This is a genomic window from Methylobacterium sp. SD274, from assembly GCF_017355285.1.
Classification (GTDB): domain Bacteria; phylum Pseudomonadota; class Alphaproteobacteria; order Rhizobiales; family Beijerinckiaceae; genus Methylobacterium.
This window is the reverse complement of the sequence record NZ_JADIJP010000013.1, coordinates 38,062-59,293: the sequence shown is the minus strand read 5'-3', so window position 1 is coordinate 59,293 and position 21,232 is coordinate 38,062. Positions and strand designations below refer to the sequence as shown.

The following is a 21,232-nucleotide window of genomic DNA, read 5'->3' as shown; positions in this document are numbered from 1 at the left end:
CCGGATCAGGCGCTCTTGCGCACGGGATAATGCATCAGGCCGTCGAGCCTGCGCCGGAGGATGGCGGCGAGCTTGTCGACGGCGGGCTCCTGGAACAGCGTCTCGTGCGTCGCCGCGATCTTGTGGATGTCGATCCCCCCCCGGACGAGACCGCCCCAGCCGAGATCCGGGCCGGCGAGGAGATAGGGGACATACGCATCCGTCGAGCGGAACAGCAGCATGCTCCCGGCATAGGGCTCGGGCGTGTAGCGGCTCTGCGCGACGAGATAGGCGTTCATGATGAACTGCGCGCGGTACATGTCGGGGATCGGGACGTTCGGGTCGAAGCGCTCCCGCGCGAATTCGGCGGCGCGCCGGCGGCGCTCGATCAGGCGGGACGGCCATCCCAGCGTGTAGCCGAGGCTCCACCGGCGGACCGCCCAGAGCCGCTCGACCGTGCTGTACTGCTGCGCGACGCTGGTGGTCGATAGAGTGTCGAAGAGGACCAGGAGCGCGATGGAATAGCCCGCGCGGGTCAGTTGCTGCGCGACCTCGTAGGCGATCACCCCGCCACCGGAATAACCCGCGATCCGGTAGGGACCGTGCGCATCGACCTCGCGGATGGCCGCGATGTAGGAGGCCGCCATCTCCTCGATGGATTCCAGCGGCGCGAGCCGCCCATCGGCACCGCGCGCCTGCAATCCATAGAAGGGCTGGTCCCGGCCGAGGCGCCGGCTCAGCTTCTCGAAGTTGAGGACGTTGCCCTGGCCGCCATGGATGCAGAAGATCGGGGCACGGGTGGGCACGCCCCGGCAGATCTCCACCAGGGGCGACCAGGCGACGGACGGCATGACCAGCACCTTGTCCGGCTCGCCTCCCCCGGCGGTGCCCTCGTCCGTGGGTTCCGGCGCGACCATTCCGCCGACCAGAGTCGCTAATTGGCGCAGGGTCGATGCACGAAACAAGGTGGCGATCGGCAGATCCACGTCGTGATTCTTGCGGATCCGGGCAAACAACCGCACTGCCAGCAAGGAAAAACCGCCAAGCTCGAAGAAGTCGTCCTGGGGACGCACGACGGCGATGCCGAGCAGGTCCGCCCAGTATCCGGCGATCTGACGCTCGAGAGCGTTCGCGTAGTCGAGATCGCCGCCGACCGGCTTGGCCGAACGCTGCGCCGACATCGTTTTCGGGCGAATGGCTGCAAGGGTTTCCCGGCGCAGGTCGGACAGGGCGATCGACGAGGCCACGATCCCGGCGCCCCGGCAGTCGAGCACCCGGCGGAGCAGTTCGGGAGCGTCGGCCGCCATGATGCCGGCATTGAGCCGGGCCTCCAGGCTCGGCGGACGGGCATCTGCCTGCGAGGACTTCACCGATCGGGACACGCTCTGCAGGGTGAAGCCCTCGAACACGGCGAGCGGTACCCCGTTCACGTCGCCGATCACCACGTCGAACCGAGCGGAGGCACCGTGCTGAAGCGCCGTCAGTCGTACGTGACTGCGGATTCGGCGAGGCCAGCGCCCCGGGGGAAGCCGCATGCGCTCGATCGACGTAGGGACGTAGACCATGTCGTCGGCCGGGGGCGCGAGGAGATGCAGCCCGAAGGTGGTCGCGAGATCCGTGAGCGCAGGGTGCGCCGTGATGCCGTCGAGGTCGGCAGCGAACTCGGCGGGCAGTTCCAGTTCGGCCACGGCCTCCCAATCACCGCGCTCGATCCAGCGTATCGTGTGCCAGCGCGGCCCGAACGTCACGGTCTCACCCTGCGGAAAACCAAGGCCCGGAAGCGCGTGCACCCCCTCCCGACGCGCCGCCCGGCGGGCCACCCTCCGGACAGCCCAGGGCAGGGCCGATCCCGGCCACAGGGTGGCGCGCGCATGCTCGACCCATTCTTCGCCCAGGAGGGGACGGCTCTCGACGGACATTCTGTACCCGCCGCTGGCAAGGACCGTGAGCGTCGTCCGTACGAGACGCTTCACCCCGGGTTCGAACACGAGGGGAAGATCGACGGTGAGCCCGCGCAGGTCGACACCCGTCGATGCGAACCCCGCCGTGGCGGCGGCCAAAGCGATCTCGGCATAGGCCGCGCCGGGCAGGATCGGACGTCCGTCGAGGACGTGCTCCGCCAGGACCCACATACGCGCAGGATCGTAGAGCGCCTGAAAGGTGATGGTGGTCTCGGTGCGACCCGTCTCGGCCCCGAGGAGCGGGTGCCCTTCCGGGGTACCGGACAGGGACGCTCCCCCGTGGATCCGGGCCGCCATGCCGATGTCGCCCCAGATTCCCCATGCCACCGACAGGCCGTCGCTACGGCGGGCGGCCAGGGCGTCCAGGGCGGTGTTGGCGGCGGCGTAATCGATCTGTCCGGGAGGCCCGATCTGGGCACTCGTGGACGAGAACACCGCGAACAGATCGAGGCTTCCCTGCGGTAGCAGGGCATCGAGGACCAAACCGCCGGCCAGTTTCGGCGCCATGACCCGACGACTGGATTCCAGGGTCTTTTCCAAGATTGGGCCGTCGTCGATGGAGCCCGCAGCATGGAAGACCCCGTGGATCGCGCCGAAACGCTTCCGCGCGGCGGCGATCACCCGCTCCATGGCAGCGTGGTCGGTCACATCGGCGCTCAGCGACAGGATCTCGGCTCCCTCCGCCTCCAGAGTGTGGATCGCTGCCGCATGCGCGGAGGCATTGCGCCCCACCAACACGAGGCGCGCCTTCACGTCGCGCACCAGCCACGCAGCGAGGGTGAGGCCGAGTCCGCCGAAACCGCCGGTGATGAGATAGACGCCGCTCTGGCGCAGGCGGTGCGGTAGCCCGGCAGGATCCTCGATCCGCGCCGGGACCATCCGCTGAACCAGGCGTATGCCGGCGCGATGAGCCACTAAATCGACGCCGTGCTCCGCATCGCATTCCGCGAGGATAAGGGCGGCCTCCGCCACCGGATCCGCGTCGCGGATGGGGCCATCCTCGCCGCCGAGATCGATGACCTGCGTCGCCAGGCCCGGCATCTCGCGGGGCAGGACGCGGCACAAGCCAAGGAGTGTCGCGCGCTCCGGGTGGCGGGCCGCATGGTTCGGGGGCGACTGGCTCTCCCGCGTCACGATGGTCAGGCGCTTGGGCAGGGCGACGTCGCAATATTGCATCGCCTGGCAGAGGGAGAGAAGGCTGTCGAAACCCAGCACCTGTTCGGCCGAGGGGCGATCCAGGGACGGGTCGGGCATGCTCATCGACCAGAGGTGGAGGATGTGATCCGGCACCATTCCTTCGCGGTCGAGGGCCGTGATCAGGTCCCGGTATTGGGTCGGCTGGTCGGGCCGCAACTGGAACAGGCGGTTGCGGACGGTGAAGGTTTCGCCGGAGCGCACGACCGCCACGCTGGCGCCTCGGTTTTCGAGAGCCGTGAGGATCGCGGTGCTCAGGCGCGACGCGTCGGCGAAGACCAGCCATGTCCGGTCCGGCGTGGCCCGGTTCGGCGCGACCGACGCAGGCAACCATTGCGGCACCGAGAACCAGTTTTCCATCGCGTCGAGGCGCTGCAGCACGGGCGCCTCGGCCTCGGCGACGACCGGCGTCGCAGCCGACCGCGTCGGCTCGATCCAATGCCTATGCTTCTCGAAGGCGTAGGTCGGAGCAGGAACCCGGCGCGCATCGCCGCCGCGAACCGCCGCCCAATCGACGGCATGGCCGCAGGCCCAGAGCTTGCCGATCGCGGTCAGCGCGACGCAGACGTCCGATTCCGTGTCCCCCGGCTGGCCCATCGTCGGAGCGATGGCCAGAGGCGCGAAGCCCCCGCCCTCCGCGAGACGCGCGAGGGCACCGAGGCTGTGGCCCGGCCCGATCTCGAGGAGCGCCCGGTCCGGCTCCGCCAGGATCGCCGAAACGCCGGCCGCGAAGCGGACCGTCTGCCTGAGATGGGACACCCAATAGTCCGGCCGCGTGAGTTCACCCGGACCGACGAACGCGCCGCTGAGGTTCGAGACGAAGGGGAGCGTCGGCTCGTGGAGGGCGATCGAGTCCAGGCATGCGCGAAACCGGTCGAGGAAGGGGTCGAGCATGCGCGAATGGGCGGCGACGTCGATGCGCAGGCGGCGGAACTCGATCCCGTCCTCCGCCAGCCGCCGTTCGAGGGCGGCGATCTCGTGGACGGACCCGGTCGCTACGGTCAGCGTCGCGGCGTTCTCCGCCGCGATGTCGAGAGCGTCGCCGATCCGGTCGCGCAGCTCGGCCGAGGGTAGCGACACCGCCAGCATGGCGCCCGCGGGCGCGGCTTCGAAGATCTGCCCGCGCAGGACGACGACGGACAAGGCATCGGCGAGGGACATCACGCCGGCGATGCAGGCGGCGGCATACTCGCCCATGCTGTGCCCGATCACGGCGGCGGGGCGGATGTTCCAGGCGAGCATCATGCGCGCCGTGGCGTATTCGACGATGAACAGGGCAGGGATGGTGTAGCGCGGCCGCGCGAGGAGGGCGGCGGCGGCCGCATCGCCCGGTTCGCTGTCGAGGAGCAGCGCCCGCAGGCCGTCCGGGGCATCGGGCGGCAGCAGCGCCAGACAGGCCTCTAGCGCCTCCCGAAAGGCCGGGACCTCCCGGTAGAGATCGCGGCCCATGCCGGGATACTGCGCCCCGCCGCCGGGGAACATGAAGACCGCGCCGACGGTCCCGGCGCCGACGCTCCCCGTGCCCATGCGGCGATGCGTGTGGCTGGCCAGGATCTCGCACGCCCCCGCGTGATCGCGGGCGATGACGGCGCAGCGATGCGGGAAGGCGCGACGGCCGGTCTGGGTGGTGAAGGCCGCGTTCGCCAGGGTGAGGTCCGGCGAGGGATTGGCCAGCGCCTCCCGCCATTTGCGCTTCGCTCCGTCGAGGGCCTCGGCGGTCCGTGCCGAGAGGGCGAGGATCTGCCAGTCCCGCGCGGGACCCGGCACAGGCCCGGCCGGGGCCTCTTCGAGGATGACATGGGCGTTGGTGCCGCCGACCCCTAGTGAGTTCACCGCGGCGCGCCGGGGCGTCCCAGTCCTTGGCCAGGGTCTGGCCGATGTGACCACGGAGAACGGGCTCGCGGAAAAATCGAACCGGCCATTGGGCCGGGCGCAGTTCAGGCTCGCGGGCAGTTCCTCGTGATGCATCGCCAGGGCGACCTTGATCAGGCCCGCCACCCCGGCCGCCGTGTCGAGATGCCCGATATTGGTCTTCAGCGAGCCGATGCCGCAGAACTGGCGCCGGCCGGGAACGGAATAGGCCTCGCTCAGGGCCGCGAGTTCGATGGGGTCGCCCACGGGCGTGCCGGTGCCGTGGGCTTCGATGTAGCTGACGCTGCCGGGGTCGATCCCCCCGACGGCGAGAGCCTCGGCCGCCGCGCGTGCCTGCCCCTCGACGCTGGGCGCGAGGTAGCCGGCCTTGGTCGAGCCGTCGTTGTTGACGGCGGAACCGCAGATGACCGCGTAGATGTGGTCGCCGGCGGCGACGGCGTCTTCCAGCCGGCGCAGGGCCACGATACCGGCCCCGCTGCCGAAGAGGGTGCCGTTGGCCTCGTCGTCGAAGGCACGGCAATGCCCGTCCGGCGAGAGAATCTCGCCCTCAGCAGCCCGGTAGCCCTGTCGGTGCGGTACCTCGATGGTCACCCCGCCTGCCAAAGCCATGTCGCACTCGCCCGACAGCAGGCTCTGGATCGCGAAATGGACCGCCACCAAGGATGTGGAGCAGGCGGTCTGCACCGAGATGCTCGGCCCCTGCAGGTTGAGGAGGTAGGAGGCTCGGGTCGCGAGGAAGTCCTTGTCGTTGCCCGTATGACGCAGGAGGAAGAGCCCCACCTGTTCGAGGAGCTCGGCATTGGTGAGCAGGTTGTTGGCGAAATAGGCCTGCATGCCGCAGCCCGCGAAAACGCCGATGGCTCCCGCGAACGTCTCGGGACAATGGCCTGCATCCTCCAGCGCCTCCCAGGTACATTCGAGGAAATGGCGGTGTTGGGGGTCGAGAATGGCCGCCTCCCGAGGGCTCAGGCCGAAAAATCCCGCATCGAACGCTTCCATGTCGGGTAGGACCATTCCGGCCTTCACGTAGCGCGGGTCGCGCAGATGCGTGGCCGAGACACCGGAGGCCAACAGCTCCTCGTCACTGAACCAATGCGTCGCTTCGCGCCCCGCCCTCAGCAGGCGCCAGAGGTCGCCCGTCGTGGCCGCGTCCGGAAACCGCCCCGCCATGCCGACGATGGCGATCCTACCGGTTGCATCACCTGCCGTTTCAGGGGTCGGCGAAATCATGACGTACCTCACGTTTCTCTGCTGGCCGATGGCTACGCGACGGGCGCCGGCATCTCCTGGCGCCGTCTCAGCGCCTGCCGCGCCTTGGCCCGATCGTGTCCCCGGTCGGTTGCCGAGGGGCCGGTGGCGAATCCTCCGAGATGCAGCGAGAGGGTGCGGATCGTGGGGAAGCGGAACAGGTCGGTGATCGCGATTTCCCGGCGGAGTTCCTCGCCGAGACGGCGCTGGACCTGCACCACGAGGAGGGAGTGACCGCCGAGGTCGAAGAAGTTCTCGGTTGTGGCGACGACCGGCCGGCCGAGCGCTTCGCCCCAGATGCCGGCGATCAGCGCCTCCACTGAACTCATCGGCACTTCGGGCGGAGCAGCGGCCTCCGGTGCCTGATGCGGCGCGGGCAGCGCGCCTCGGTCGACCTTGCCGTTCAGGGTCATCGGGAGGGCGGGCAGAACGACGATCACAGCCGGGACCATGAAGGCGGGCAGGGTCGAGGCGACTGCCTCGCGCAGAGCCTCGGGCCGCAGGGTCGCGCCGTCCCTGGCGGTGACGTAGCCCACCAGGCGCTGGTCGCCGTCGCTATCCTCGCGCGCCACCACGACGGCGGCGGCGATGCCGGGCTGGCGCGCCAATGCGGTCTCGATCTCGCCGAGCTCGATCCGGTGCCCCCGGACCTTGACCTGGTGATCGAGCCGCCCGAGGAAGATCAGCGCTCCCGAGGCGTCCCGGCGGACGAGGTCGCCCGTCCTGTAGAGCCGTCCCGGACCGAAGGGATTGTGAATGAACCGCTCGGCCGTCAGTTCGTCGCGGCCGAGATAGCCACGGGCGAGGCCCTCCCCGCCGATATGGAGCTCGCCGGCCACATAGGCCGGGCACGGGCGCCGGTGCGCGTCGAGCACGTGCAGCACCGTGTTGGCGATGGGTTCGCCGAGGGTCACGCCGCGTTCCACGCCGTCGATCTCGACCACGGCCGACCAGATCGTCGTCTCCGTCGGGCCGTACATGCCGAGGAATTTACCGGGCAGCAGGTCGCGCAGCCGGCCGGCGAGGTCCGCGCTCAGGGCCTCGCCGCCCACCATCATGGTGCCGAGTTGCGCGAGGGCGCGCCGGCTCGCCGCATCGGCCACCAGCATCCGAGCCATGGAGGGGGTGCATTGGAAGTGGGTGACCCGGTGCCGGACGATCTCCTCGGGAACCGAGGCGGGCATTGTCGCGGTGAGGGTTCCGGCCAGAACCATCAGCCGTTTCAGGTGCTCGAGATGGTCGAGGGCGAGATCGGTCGGCACCCCGAAATCGATGAGGCAGGCGATCTCGTCGGTCCCGATGCGCCGCACCGCCTCGACCATGCCGAGGCAAGATTCCGGGGTGCCGAACAGGCCGCCGGTGCTGTGATAGCGCTCGAAGGCGTGGTCCAGCAGCGCGTCGCGATCGGCGGGTGACAAATCCTCGGCGTCGAGTATCTCGGCCGGCGTACGGCCGTCGGAGGCCGCGCGCTGGACGAAGGTCGGGAAGGTCCAGGCGGCCTGCCTGACCAGATCCATCGCGCTGCCGAGGTAGCGCTTCATGGGCTCGCGGACGGTCTCGCGGACCGCGTCCTCGTCCTCGCCCACGAAGGTATGGAGCATGAGGGTCACATGACCCTCACCGGCATGCCCGGCCTCCCGCCAGGCTTGGCGGTATTGCCGGATCTTGTCCGCCAGTTCCTCGAGGTTCTGGCCGAGGAGATGGGTGAGGACGCCGCATCCCAGCCGCCCGGCCTGGACGAAGGTGTCGGGGTTGCCGGCCGCCGTGAGCCACATCGGCAGTTCGGGCTGGATCGGCCGTGGCATCGTGCCGATCTCCACGACCTTGCCCAGCGGGTTGGGGAACGGCAGGCGCTCGCCGCGCCAGAGGCGGCGGATGTCGTCGATCTGCCCCGTCATTCTCTCCTTGCGCTCGGCGAAGCGCTCGGGCGCCAGGACGAAGTCGTTCGGCTGCCATCCCGACGCGAAGGCGATCCCTGCCCGACCCTTCGACAGGTTGTCGATCATCGCCCAGTCTTCGGCGACGCGCAGGGGATGGTGGAGCGGCAGGACGCAGCTGCCCGCGCGGATCTTGACCCGCTCGGTGCAGGCGGCGAGGGCGGCGGCGCTGAGGGCGGCATTGGGGTAGAGGCCGCCGAAGGCGTGGAAGTGCCGCTCCGGCGTCCACACCGCCTCGAAACCGTTGCGATCGGCGAAACGTGCGCCTTCGAGCAGCAGACGGTACTTGTCCTGCGGGTCCGCCGCGTCGTCGTTCGAGAAGTAGAACAGGCTGAAGCCGGGGCCGGAACTCGGCTCGGAACGCTGGCCGTGCAGCACCACCGAGAAGCCGCGCGCCAGGGTCCAGAGGATTTCGAGTACCGAGATGTCGAAGGACAGGCTCGTCGCCGCGAGCCAGGTGCCGGGGGGATCGTGCGGGATGCGGGCATCCATGCCGGCGCAGAAATTCATGAGGTTGCGATGGGTGATCGCCACACCCTTGGGCCGGCCGGTCGAACCCGAGGTGTAGATGACGTAGGCGAGATCCTGCCCGCCGGCGCGACCGGGCGGCGGCGCGGCCTCGCCGCTGGCCTCCGCGGTGTAGAGCACCTGCGCCGGAGCGAAGCCGAGGCGATCCTGGATGGGGCGGCTCGTCAGCAGGACCTCGGCGCCCGAATCTTCGAGCATGTAGGCGAGGCGCTCGCGCGGATAGTCGGCATCGAGGGGCAGGTAGGCCGCACCGGCCTTCAAGGTCGCGAGGACGGCGACGACGAGATCGGGCACCCGCTCGTGGCAGATGCCGACGATGGTCCCCGGCCCGATCCCGGCCGCGACGAGGCGGCCGGCGAGTTCCCCGGCGGCGCGATCGAGCTCGCCATAGGTGAGGCGGGCCTTCCCGGCGACGACGGCGTCCCGCTCGGGCAGCTCGGCCGCCCTGGCGGCGATCTCGTCCTGGATCGTGCGATTGTGCGGGAAAGGCAGGGTGGTGGCGTTGAGCGCGGCCACGATGGCCGCCTCTTCCTCCGGCACGAGGGGGAGCGCGCCGAGGCGAATCTCGGGATCGGCCAGGAAGGCCTGGAGGAAGGCCGCGAACTGTCCGGCCATGGCTTGCGCCACCTCGACCTCGAAGGTCCGGCCGCAGACGAGGAGCTCCGCCGGGCTCTCCCCATCGCTCAGAACCAGCAACAATTCGGAGCCGGAACGCGCCAGGAGACCCGGTTTCGCACCGCCATGGACCAAGCCTATCTTGCGCCATGCGACGGCCCTTTCGCGCATTTCGGGAGAGGCGGCGCGTTGCGGTAGATCGGCGGCCAGAATACCCCTGGCGGCGAGGTCCGCGCGCTCGGCTGCGAACGCCGCCCGCAGCTCCGCGACGGTTCCGTCCCGGTCGATGGCCAGGGTCAGGGGACGGTCCGGCAGGAACCACGGCTCAAGCCCAGTCCCCGTTTCGTCCTGGGCCTTGGCGGCCTCGCTCAACGCCAGCGTGACGCGAGGTGTGTCGCAGACGAGGCCGATCCAGGCGAGGAAGGCCGCCGCCGCATCGTCCGGGCTCGCCGTGCGGGCCAGCGGGATCGCGATCCGGTGAGGGGCGGCATCGGAACCACCGCCCCCGCGACGGGGATAGGGCAAGGTCGGCGCGGCGACCGTCTCCAGGCGCTCGATCCAGAACGCCTCGTGGGCGGCGGCGAGGCGTTGGGCGGCGGTGATCGCCTCGGCGCGCGGCCCCTCGATCTCCGGCAGGACCGTGCCGGGGCTGAACAGGGAGCCGGCCGGCTCGCCGCGCAGAGTGGTGAGGCCGGAAAGGACGATCTCGCGATCCGCCGTCGCGACCGAGACGAGGTCGGGGCCCACCCGCATGATCGTGCCGGGCCGGAGGTGACCGGAGGCGGGACCGATCTCCGCGCCCCGGACCAGGACCAGATCCTGCCCGGTGAAAATCTTCGGGCGCGCCAGCGGATTGTGCACCGGGCCGAAATCCAGGGCGCGGACGAGGGCGGCGATCCGGGCGGCGGGCTGGCGGAAATCCAGGGTCGCGGCGCGATCCGGGCGCTTGAGCCGGCCATGATAGAGGCGCTCGCCCCGCTGCGGCCTCGCTTCCACGCGGCCCGAGACGAGCCCGTCGAGGAGGGCGGCGAAACTGGAGGCGCCGGCCTCGTAGCAGCGGCCGTTGAGGCTGAAGACGGTGTCACCGGGCAGGATGTCGAAATGCTCCTGCGCCAGGATGGCGCCGGTATCGATGGTCTCGTCGATCTGATGCCAGGTGACGCCATGCGAGGTCTCCCCGGCGAGGATCGCCCAGGTCGTGGCATGGAGGCCGGCATGTCTCGGCAGGGGGCCATCGTGAAAGTTGATCGCCCGGCGCCGGACCCGGGCGAGCACGGCCGATGGGATCACGTCGAGATTGCCGACGCTGAACAGGAAATCCACCGGAGGATCGCGATGGCCGGCGGCCAGGAACGCATCCTTGTCGATGATCGCGATTCCGGCGCGGCGCGCCCATTCGGCGGCGCGCCGGTCCCGCGTGATCACGGCGGAGATCGCATGCCCGGCGGCCAGGAAGAGCTCCGCGCATCGGATCAGCAAGGTTCCGTCGCCGATGAAGTAGGCGGTGGACCGCCCATCGTCGTCGGCCTGACGGATATCCGTTTCGTCCTGGGAACGGTTCTCGATGAATTCCATCTCGACAGGCTCCGGCATCGCTGCGCGTCACAGAGATCGATGTTTGGCGATGACGCATCCAAGGCTTCGCATTCACCGCACGAAGACGGCGATGCATCGCGCCGTCATTCGAAAAAAATCACGAATACATCGACGCAACCAAACTATAAATGCATCATCGCGGAATATAACCGACACAAATTTGACGTTAAATCACTTGGATAACGATTTTTCACTCAGCGCGACTTAGAGAATGACTTTAATCCAAGCTCGACAAGGAGCATGCGGCGCGAATGCGCCCAGGAGAAGCGCTACTTGGGATTACTTAGCTTTTTCTCCGCGGATACTCCCTCGCCGCGGGCGGATTTCTGCTGCGGCGCGGCCCGGACCGGTGACGGACGCAAGAGGGCGGAGACCGGCACACGCTGTGGCGCGCCGCCCGGTCCCGGACCGGCCTCACCGTCGTCGAGGCCTCCTTTCGCCACGGGTTGAGCGGCGGAGGAGGGCGGCATCGACACCGCGTCACTCGCCTGAGGCCGCCCACGGTTCGGGCGCGGGGGCGCGCGGCGAAGGGTGGAGGCCGTTGGCTGTGGCTGGGCCTTCACAGGCCCGAGGCCACGGGAATGGGCGACGGCGTCGAGGGAAGCGAAGGTGGCGCTGCCATGCGTCAACCATCCCGGGCGCGGATCGGTCACGGGCGGGACCGCCAGCGGCGCGGCCTCCGCTGACTTGTCGATTGCGACCGGCAGCGCAGCGGACCGGACATCGCTTTTCGCGTCGTCATCGATCGAGGCCAGTTCCGTCCGCGCCGGCGCATCGCCGTCGCGGGCGCCCCCGGCATTCGCCAGGACCGCTTCGGCCGCTCGGCGCGCCTCATCCGCCGCGGCCTGCGCGCGCATCGCGGCATCGGTGCGCGCCAGGAGATCCGCGGCTTCGGACCGGAGGGTCGAGGCCTCCCTCCGGCTCGCCTCGAACTGCTCTTCGAGGCGCCGGAGCGCCAGTTCGCGATCGTCCGCGCGGGCGGCCTGTGCCTGCCGCTCGGATTGCGCCTGCTTCAGATCGGCTTCGACGGTCTCCAATGCCCGGCTTCCTTCGTCGAGCTGCCGGCTCAGGAGGGAGCGCGAGATCTCGGCCGCGTCCTTCTCGGAGCGGAGTTCCAGGGCGAGCGTCGCGATCCGGTCTTCGGCCTGCTGCAACGCGACGCGATGTCCGTCCTCGCTCTGGCGCGCCTCGCGCGCACCGACCGACCGGGTCGTCTCGACGACGAGACCGAAGACCAGTGCGGAAAGGATCGATGTCGTCGCCAGCAGCCAGGTGAGACTGCCGGGAATACGGGGGCCCGGCCGGTGCGGGCCGATGAGCTCGGCATGGTCGAGCCTGAACGACTCGGCCCAGCTTCCTGCCCCGCCGGACCCTGATTCTACGCCGGCCGACGAGGATGCCGAACCAGCCTGCGCCGCATCGGCCAAGCACCGCCCACCGGCACCCTGCGCGCCTTGAGAGCCGGCAAAGCTGTTTTGCTTGTCTAACCACCTGCCCAGCATAGCGAATCCTACATCACCGCAACTGAATGCCGGTGATTGTACCTCGCGCTGCCAAACAACGGAGATCGAAAGAGACCTACTCCGAACGGTCGATCTGGGACGAGGAGCGAGTCTGAACGAACACGAGGGAATCTATACAATCGATGACTTCGAGATATGCCAGGAATCCGCGGGCACACTCCCCAATGTTCGCCCGTAGAACCATCCGCAATTAACATCCGTATAGAGCTTTCGGATGGCAGATCACAGTCGGGCGCGGCTATCGATCAAATGGGGTGACCAAAAAAGGATTATTTAATCGTTTTTTCATTGACGGTCAGATTGTTCCGATCCATACCAGACTCTCACTTTAATGTATCGATTTGTACATTACTTGTAAGTGGAGCGGTCGACTTTATCAGTACGAATTGGTGGGGGGCTGACGATGATTCACGTTTCCGGAACTACCTTTCCACGACCCAATTTTGCATCTACGGCGCGACCCGCAACCGTGATCAGCGGTGGAACTGCGCTCTATAGAGAAGGGTTACGATACATATTGCTGAAGAGCGGGTTCGACGTGATTTCCATGGTCGGAAATCTCGATCAGGCCCAGGATTTACCCGAATCTTCCGACTCGAACCTTATTGTCATCATGAGTATTCCCTCGACGGCGAACGCCCCGACCGAGGAAATCTTGAACGCTCGTCTTCGTTTTCCCAACAGTTTCATCATCTGCATTTGCGCGACCTGCGAGGCCGAGCATGTAGCCCCCATGCTGGAATGCGGTGCGGCGGCTATTCTTCTGTACAGTGCCTGTTCTGATACTTTGGTGCAGGCCCTGGAACTGATCCTGCTCGACCACTGCGTGGTGCCCCATCTGTGCATTGGGGCCGAGGCCGCCCCCCTCCCCGGTGAGGAGGAAAGCGGGGAACCTGAGGCCGACGAGCCGTTCCCCTCTCAGGATCAGACACTTCATCTGTCAGACCGGGAACTCAGTATCATCGCCTGCTTGATCAAGGGCGATTCAAACCGCGCCATCGCCGAGCGCCTGTCCATCGCCGAAGGACGGGTGAAGGGTAATGTGAAGGCGATCCTCCGAAAGATTAACGTACGGAACAGGACACAAGCGGCCCTCTGGGGTATCAAATATTGTAACTCGGGCGACCGAGCGAGCTTCGCCAAGCATCATCCCGGCGCGGCATCGCTCAACGATACGCTCGAAGGGATGGCGGCCGTATAGAGGCGCCGCCATCCGGGCGGATCCATCCCGTTCGACGGGGTGGATCTCGCAAGACATGACCCGCACCGAGCAGAGGCGCGGATTCGATTGAGACTAATCCCATCTCTCGTCTCAGATCTCTTGTCCTTCATTTATCGTCCTACATCTCTCTTCGGACCCGTGCCGTCTTACGCGGTCCCCGGGCCAATCATACTTGGCCCGATGCCTTCTTGGCCCGATGCCTTCTTGGCCCGGTGCCTTTCGACGCCTTCGGCGTCCGGCCTGACGCTTCTCCCGCTCGACACCACCGCCACGCTCTCACGCCTGGGAACCCCCGCCGCCCGCGAGGTCGGCTCCCCGTGAACGGCCATGCGCTCGCCGAAATCGTCGAAGGACGGCCCGTGCGCTGACGCGCGTCGATACCGAGCGCGAGCGCTCCTTGTTCAGTCGATCGTCGCCGACGAGACGCGCCACATAGGAAACACCCCCGGCTAATCCATTCGCGCCGCGGCATCTTGATTTCGTATTACTGAACTGCACCCCGACCCATCGCTGCTAGTCCCATTGTTCTTTTGCCTTACGAAATTCATCACATTAAATTGAACATCAAGACTGAAGCATTGTTCTCAAGACTGCGATGGATGACAATCATGAACGCGAAAGTTGCTGTCACGGGAGCCGGCGGTTACATTGGCTCCGTCATGGTCGGAGAATTACTTCGGAACGGGTACAAGGTCAGAGCCATAGATGCCTTTTATTTCGGAGACCTTGCTCTCTCGAAATATGATGGCCACCCCAAGCTTGAGATCGTCAAGCAGGACATCAGGCTCATCGACCATCATGCCTATGACGATTGCGATTATGCCATCGATCTGGCCGCTTTATCGAACGATCCGTCCGGCGACCTCGACCCGGAGCTGACACGGTCGATCAACGAGAAGGGCCGGATACGGGCCGCCATGGCCGCCAAGCGCGCCGGCGTCCGCCGCTACCTCTTCGCCAGTTCCTGCGCGGTCTACGGCGCCGGCCAGGACATGTTCCTCACCGAGGACGCGGTTCTGCGGCCCCTCACCATCTACGCGCAGACCTGCGCCAGGGCCGAAGAGGCGGTGCTCGCCCTGAATACCGGCCATTTCGCCGCCACGGCGCTCAGGAACGCCACCGTGTTCGGCCTGTCGCCGCGCATGCGGTTCGACCTCGTCGTCAACCAGATGACCTTCGACGCCCTGGATCGTGGCCGCATCACGGTGGGGGGCGACGGATCGCAATGGCGTCCGGTGGTCCATGTGCGGGATGTGGCCGCCGCCTTCCTCAGCGCCCTGCGCGCCCCGTCCGGCGTCGTCGCCGGGGCGGCCTTCAACATCGGCTGGGACAACCGCCAGATCGTCGACATCGCGCTCGCGGTGAAGAACACCGTCACCAAGGCGAGCGAGATCGAGTTCATGCCCTGCGGGCTCGACCGGCGCGATTACCATGTGAGCTTCGCCAAGGCGCGGGAAAGTTTCGGCTTCAGGGCGAGACACCGGATCGAGGATGCCGTCATCGAGATCCAGAACGCGATCGACGCCAAGCTCCTGCGCAACACCGCCGTCTGCAACACGGTCAAGTGGTACAAGATGCTGCTCGCCGACCCGCTCCAGCGGCTGAGCCTGCCGATCCCGGCCGAAGAGGCCATCGCCGCGACCCCGGGCGTGTTTCCCCGCCCGGCCTTCGAGGCCGGCGCCGAGGCGGCGCGCGCCTGAGACGAAACGGGTCCGCGTCCGCCCGGACCCGCATCTCCGACCGGCCGGCCCGAGAGGACAGCCATGCGAGCCTATGACGTGCCTCCCTCGTCCACGGTCCGACGGCCGGATGGTGGCTCCCCCTTGTCCGTCCGCCACGTCATCATCGAGAACAAGGAGGGATATCCCTCCTTCGCCAACGGTATTCACCAGAATACACGCTCCCTCGTCACGGAGCAGACCGTGTCGGGCGAGGCATCCCGCATCCTGTTCCTGTCGCGCGATCCCAACGGGATGACGGTGCCGGCGGGCATCCGGATGGATCATGTCCCGCTGGACGGGCTCAGGATCCTCGGCCGCACGGTCAGCCTGTCGCGCCGCTCCCGCGAGGCTTTCCTCGATGGGGCCGACACGCGGACGATCTTCCACTTCCACGGCGCGCGCCAACCGCTTCTGGTCTCCCTGACGCGGATGCTGCGCCGTCGCGGCATTCCCTACGTCATCAGCCTCCATGCCTGCTTCTCGCATTTCTACGACCGGGCCGGCCGGCTGGTGAAGCCGTCGACCGCCCTCTACGTCCGGCTGCTGGAGCGGCGGGTTCTGGAAGGCGCGCGCTTCGTCCACGTCATCACCGCCCTGGAACAGGCCGAACTCCGCCGCCTGGCGCCCAAGGCCCGGTCGGTCCTCGTGCCCCACGGGGTCTATTCGAGCGCGCTCGGCGGGCGTCCGGGATTCGTCGACAGGTCCGGCCCTGCCGGCGGGTCATCTGGCCCTGCCGGCGGATCGCCGGTCTTCGGCTTCTGCGGCCGGCTGGCGGTGTTCCACAAGGGGCTCGACCTGCTGATCGAAGGGTTCGCCCTCTACCGGCGGCAGGGCGGCACCGGCCGCCTCGTCGTCATGGGCCCCGGCGACGAGCGAGCCGAGCTGATGGCGACGACCCGCCGCCTCGGCATCGAATCCGCCGTGACCTTCGAGGGGCCGCGCTACGGGGCCGAGCGGGACGACATCGTCCGGTCTTGGGACTTCTTCGCCTTTCCCTCGCGCCTCGACCGCTGGCCGACGGCGGCCCTCGAAGCCCAGATTCTCGGCGTGCCGCTCCTCATCACCGCCGAGGCGGGGATGACCGAGGCGATGTCGCGGCACGGCGCCGGCCTCCTCATCGAAGATCTGACGGCCGAGGCCGTGGCCCGGTCCCTCGCCCGGGCCGCTTCCCTCGATTCCGCCGAATGGCGGGCGATGTCGCGCGGCGCCCACCGGATGGGATGCTCGGCCGACTGGACCGTGGTCGCGGCGCGCCTGCACGCCCTCTACCGAACCACACCGGCATCGCCGGCTCTCAGCGAAGACATGGAGGCAACCGATGGCAGTCCCGTTCTATAGGCATGCGCTCTCGCCCGACTACGCCGTGCGGGTGGCCTCGGTCCTGGGGAGCGCGTTCCTGACGACCGGCCCCGAGGGCGCGCGCGTCGAGGACCTGCTGCGGGACTTCTTCGCCGTGCCGCATGCCAAGCTCACCTCGAGCTGGACGCAAGGGGCGGTGGCGACCCTCCTCGCCATGGGGATCGGCCCCGGCGACGAGGTCATCGTACCGGCCATGACCTTCGCGGCGACGGCCAACGTGGTGCGCCTCGTGGGCGCGACGCCGGTCTTCGTCGACAGCGGCCCGAACACGCTCCTGATCGATCTCGCTCTCGCGGCGGCGGCCGTGACGGAGCGGACGCGGGCGATCATCCCCGTCCATCTCTACGGCCAGATGGTGGACATCCCGGCTCTGCGGGCGGCGATCCCCTCCTCGATCCGGATCATCGAGGACGCGGCCCATTGCTTCGAGGGCAGCCGCAACGGGCGCCGGCCGGGGCAGGACGGCGACGCGGCGATCTTCTCCTTCTACGCCACGAAGAACGTGACCTGCGGCGAGGGCGGCGCCGTCGTCACCCGCGATCCCCTCCTCGCCCGGACCCTGGTCCAGACGGTGCTGCACGGGATGTCCGCCGGCGCGGCCCAGCGTTTCCAGGGCGGCACCTACAACCATTGGGACATCGACCGCCTCGGCACCAAGGCCAACCTGCCGGACCTGCTGGCGGTCCTGCTCGCGCCCCAGATCGATCAGGTGGAGGTTCAGTGCGCCCGGCGCGAGGCCTTGAGTCGACGCTACGAGAGCGCGCTCGCCGGCACCCCGTTCACCTGGCCGGCCATGGAGCCGGGCGTGGTCTCGGCCCGGCACCTGTTCCCGATCCACGTGCCCGACGGGCGCCGCGACGACATGCTCCGGGCGCTGGGCGAGGCCCGCATCGGCACGACGGTGAATTACCGCAGCGTGCCCACGCTGACCCTCTACCGCGACGTGCCGGAAGCATCGTCCCTGCCCGTCGCGCAGGAATGGGGCGAGGGCACGCTCTCGCTGCCGCTCTTCCCGGATCTGCGCATCGACGAGCAGGACGAGGTGATCGAGACCGTGCTGGCCCAGGCCTCCGCGTTCTGGCCGAAGCCCGCCCTGAGGACCGCGACCGGACGGTGAGCGCGTTCCCACCGAAACCTGTTCTTCCGTCTTTCCAACCCATTACCTCACCCTGAGGCGCCGCGAAGCGGCCTCGAAGGAGGGCTCCAGTCCTCGCTCAGCGAACTGGAGGGCTCCTTCGAGGCCCTTTGCTTGCGCAAAGGTCACCTCAGGATGAGGTGAGAGGGCGAGAAGATCCGTCGTCTTGCAACGATACAGACTTCCCCAAGTACCCCCCAAGTAGAACCGACACACGAAAGCCGCCCCGCAGTCGCGGGGCGGCTTTCGCTCGGTCGGTGCCTTCGGGGGATTACCCAGCGGCGATTGCGAGTTCCGGCAGGACGGCGCCCTGCGGCTGCGTCAGGTCGATCCGTGGCGCCGGACGCTCCGCCGTGACGCTGCGCCGGCCGATTCCCACATGGCGGAACCCGGCCTCCGTCGCCTCCGCCACCGGGATGATGTTGCGGTAATCGACGAGGACCGATCCTGCCATGCGCGAGCGGAGCCGGGCGAGGTCGAGGGTGCGGAACACGCTCCATTCCGTCACGATCGCCACGGCATGGGCGCCGGCCACGCAGGAATAGGGGTCGGTGGCGTAGGCGATGTCGGGCATGAGCGCCCTCGCCTGGTCCATCCCCTGGGGGTCATAGGCCCGCACCTCGGCGCCTTCGTCCTGGAGGGCGGTGATGATCGAGGTAGCCGGCGCCTCGCGGGTGTCGTCGGTATTCGCCTTGAAGGTGAGGCCGAGCACCGCGATGGTCAGCCCCCTGACGGAGCCGCCGCAGGCCTTGATCAGCCGCCGCGCCATCAATCGCTTGCGCTGCTCGTTGGCGGCCGCCACCGTCTCGATGATCCGGGAAGGGACGCCGTAATCCTGCGCCGACTTGATCAGCGCCTGGATGTCCTTGGGAAAGCACGAGCCGCCGAAGCCCGGACCCGGCTGGAGGAACTGCGCGCCGATCCGCCGGTCGAGGCCGATCCCGTAGGAGACCCCTTCCACATCGGCATCCGCCCGCTCGCACAGATCGGCCATTTCGTTGACGAAGCCGATCTTCATGGCGAGGAAGGCGTTGGCCGCGTATTTCACCAGCTCGGCGGTGCGCCGGGTGGTGAAGAACAGCGGCACCGCGGCCTCCGCCAGGGGCCGGTAGAGGTTGGTCATGATCGCCCGCGCCCGCTCGTCCTGGGTGCCGATGACGATCCGGTCGGGATGCTGGAAATCCGCGATGGCCGCGCCTTCGCGCAGGAATTCGGGGTTCGAGGCGACGGCGAAGGCTCCCTGGGGCTGGACGAGGCGCATGATGTGCTCGACCCGGTCCCCTGTGCCCACCGGGACGGTCGATTTCGTCACCACCACGGTATAACCCCGGATCGCTTGCGCGATGTCGCGGGCACAGGCGAAGACATGGGCGAGGTCGGCATGGCCGTCGCCGCGCCGGGCGGGCGTGCCGACGGCGATGAACACGACTTCCGCGTCGCCCACCGCCTCGGCGAGATCGGTGCCGAAGCTCAGGCGCCCGGCGGCGACGTTGTTGGCGACGAGCGCGTCGAGATGCGGCTCGTAGATCGGCATGCGACCCGCGCGCAGGGCGGCGATCCGCTGCGGATCCTTGTCGACGCAATGCACATGATGCCCGAATTCGGCAAAGCACGCCCCGGATACGAGACCGACATATCCGACGCCGATGACCGCCACCCGCATTCCAGCCTCCATGGATCATTCAGATGAGCAAAGGCGGTCACGGGTTTGGAACAGCAACCGCCGCAAGCGACAACCTTAAAATATCATCCTGTCCTGGAGAACATCTCTTCCGAGTGGTCGGAAACTAGTCCGAAAGCTACAGGATCGGCGATAATGATTGATTCCGAACAGCCGATTTGACTTTCCAGCACCCCGATTCGGTAGCCCGACAGGATCCGCGCGGGACGGGAAGCGAGACCTCCTCGAGTTGTTGTTCCAAGGCTTGACCTCATCCTGAGGTGCCGCGTAGCGGCCTCGAAGGAGCCTTCCAGGGATCGCGCGACAACTGGAGGGCTCCCTCAAAGCCTCCGCTACGCTCCGGCACCTCAAGATGAGGTGGTCGGCTCGGATGTTTTGCCTCGGCATGAGCATCCGCTGAGTATTCCGATCGAACAGGGCATCCGGACGATGCCGGATGGGTTCTGCGGCTCTGTGCCCGTTCGTCGACGCCGCGATGTCGGCATCACCCCCGCTAAGTCGCCACGTCCGGCGCAAGGGTACTATACGCGACACCGTGAGCGCGTTCGATCTAACCCTCAAGGTTCCTACCAATACATTCGGCGATCATGCAGTTCTTCTGACGACACGCATTGAATAAGGGCTGTCTGTCATGAAAAAGATACTTGTGACCGGGGCCGGTGGTTTCATCGGACACCATCTCGTGAAAAGCCTCGTCAACAAGGGCTATTGGGTCCGCGGGGCCGACATCAAGCTCCCGCAATACGAAGCCTCGGCCGCGCACGACTTCATGCAGGTCGATCTTCGCATGCGGGACAATTGCGCCATCGCCGTCAAGGACATGGACGAGGTCTACCACCTCGCGGCCGACATGGGCGGCATCGGCTTCATCAGCGGCTCGCATGCCGAGATCACGCTCAACAACACCCTGATCAGCGCGCATATGATCGAGGCGGCGCGCTATAGCGGCCTGGAGAAGTTCCTCTTCTCCTCCTCGGCCTGCGTCTATCCCCAGCATCTCCAGCTCTCGCCCGACGTCACCCCGCTCTCCGAGGACGTCGCCTGGCCGGCCCAGCCCGAGGAAGGCTACGGGCTCGAGAAGATCTACATGGAGAAGATGTGCCAATACATGACCGAGGATTGGAAGATCCCGACCCGGTCCGTACGGTTCCACAATGTCTACGGTCCGCTCGGCACCTATGACGGCGGCCGGGAGAAGGCGCCCGCCGCGATCTCCCGCAAGGTGGTGCTCTGCCCCGATGGTGGTGAGATCGAGGTCTGGGGTGACGGCCTGCAGACCCGCTCCTTCATGTATATCGACGATTGCGTCGAGGGTCTGTACCGGCTGATGCATTCCGATTACTGCGCGCCGATCAATCTCGGCACCGACGAGATGATCAGCATCAACGACCTCGTCGATATCGCGGCGGAGATCGCGGGCAAGACGATCACCAAGCGCCACGACCTGACGAAGCCGCAGGGCGTGCGTGGGCGCAACAGCGACAACGGCCTGATCCGCAAGGTTCTCGATTGGGAGCCCAAGATCATGATCCGCGAGGGGCTCGTGCCGACCTACCGCTGGATCGAGGAAGAGATCGCGCAGGCTCAGCCGGTCCTGCATTCCGTGGCGGCCGAGTAACGCCGCGCCCGCGACCGGACGAAGACTGACCAGCGGTCACAGC

9 protein-coding genes are annotated in these 21,232 nt (G+C 67.5%); 5 read left to right on the top strand and 4 right to left on the bottom strand.

The window, feature by feature from the left end; translation table 11 throughout:
* Nucleotides 1-5: 5 nt before the first annotated feature.
* From IPV08_RS13030 to IPV08_RS13020, 3 genes are all read right to left on the bottom strand, one after another.
* Nucleotides 6-6,236 carry a type I polyketide synthase gene (locus IPV08_RS13030; protein ID WP_207412181.1) on the bottom strand — a complete coding sequence of 2,077 codons (6,231 nt, stop codon included), beginning with the start codon at nucleotides 6,234-6,236 and terminating at the stop codon, nucleotides 6-8.
* Nucleotides 6,237-6,268: 32 nt separating this feature from the next.
* The gene (locus IPV08_RS13025) at nucleotides 6,269-10,909 is read right to left on the bottom strand and encodes a MupA/Atu3671 family FMN-dependent luciferase-like monooxygenase (RefSeq protein ID WP_207412180.1); all 4,641 of its coding nucleotides are present in this window, start codon (nucleotides 10,907-10,909) and stop codon (nucleotides 6,269-6,271) included.
* A gap of 290 nt (nucleotides 10,910-11,199) precedes the next feature.
* Nucleotides 11,200-12,357: a hypothetical protein gene (locus IPV08_RS13020; RefSeq protein WP_207412179.1), complete on the bottom strand. Its 1,158-nt coding sequence runs from the start codon at nucleotides 12,355-12,357 to the stop codon at nucleotides 11,200-11,202.
* A gap of 613 nt (nucleotides 12,358-12,970) precedes the next feature.
* On the opposite strand from IPV08_RS13020, the gene IPV08_RS13015 reads away from it, so the two are divergent.
* From IPV08_RS13015 to IPV08_RS13000, 4 genes are all read left to right on the top strand, one after another.
* Entirely contained in the window at nucleotides 12,971-13,654 is a 684-nt protein-coding gene (locus IPV08_RS13015) for a response regulator transcription factor (RefSeq protein ID WP_207412178.1), read from the top strand.
* Nucleotides 13,655-14,283: 629 nt separating this feature from the next.
* Nucleotides 14,284-15,375 carry an SDR family oxidoreductase gene (locus IPV08_RS13010; protein WP_207412177.1) on the top strand — a complete coding sequence of 364 codons (1,092 nt, stop codon included), beginning with the start codon at nucleotides 14,284-14,286 and terminating at the stop codon, nucleotides 15,373-15,375.
* Nucleotides 15,376-15,438: 63 nt separating this feature from the next.
* Nucleotides 15,439-16,734: a glycosyltransferase gene (locus IPV08_RS13005; RefSeq protein WP_207412176.1), complete on the top strand. Its 1,296-nt coding sequence runs from the start codon at nucleotides 15,439-15,441 to the stop codon at nucleotides 16,732-16,734.
* Nucleotides 16,715-17,872: a DegT/DnrJ/EryC1/StrS aminotransferase family protein gene (locus IPV08_RS13000; RefSeq protein ID WP_207412175.1), complete on the top strand. Its 1,158-nt coding sequence runs from the start codon at nucleotides 16,715-16,717 to the stop codon at nucleotides 17,870-17,872. Before IPV08_RS13005 ends, IPV08_RS13000 begins: the two co-directional genes overlap by 20 nt.
* A 289-nt stretch (nucleotides 17,873-18,161) precedes the next feature.
* Here IPV08_RS13000 and IPV08_RS12995 read toward each other — a convergent pair whose 3' ends face one another.
* Entirely contained in the window at nucleotides 18,162-19,553 is a 1,392-nt protein-coding gene (locus tag IPV08_RS12995) for a UDP-glucose/GDP-mannose dehydrogenase family protein (RefSeq protein ID WP_207412174.1), read from the bottom strand.
* 649 nt (nucleotides 19,554-20,202) lie between these two features.
* On the opposite strand from IPV08_RS12995, the gene IPV08_RS12990 reads away from it, so the two are divergent.
* Nucleotides 20,203-21,189, top strand: coding sequence for an NAD-dependent epimerase/dehydratase family protein (locus IPV08_RS12990; protein WP_056422446.1), 987 nt, complete (start codon nucleotides 20,203-20,205; stop codon nucleotides 21,187-21,189).
* Nucleotides 21,190-21,232: the final 43 nt, after the last annotated feature.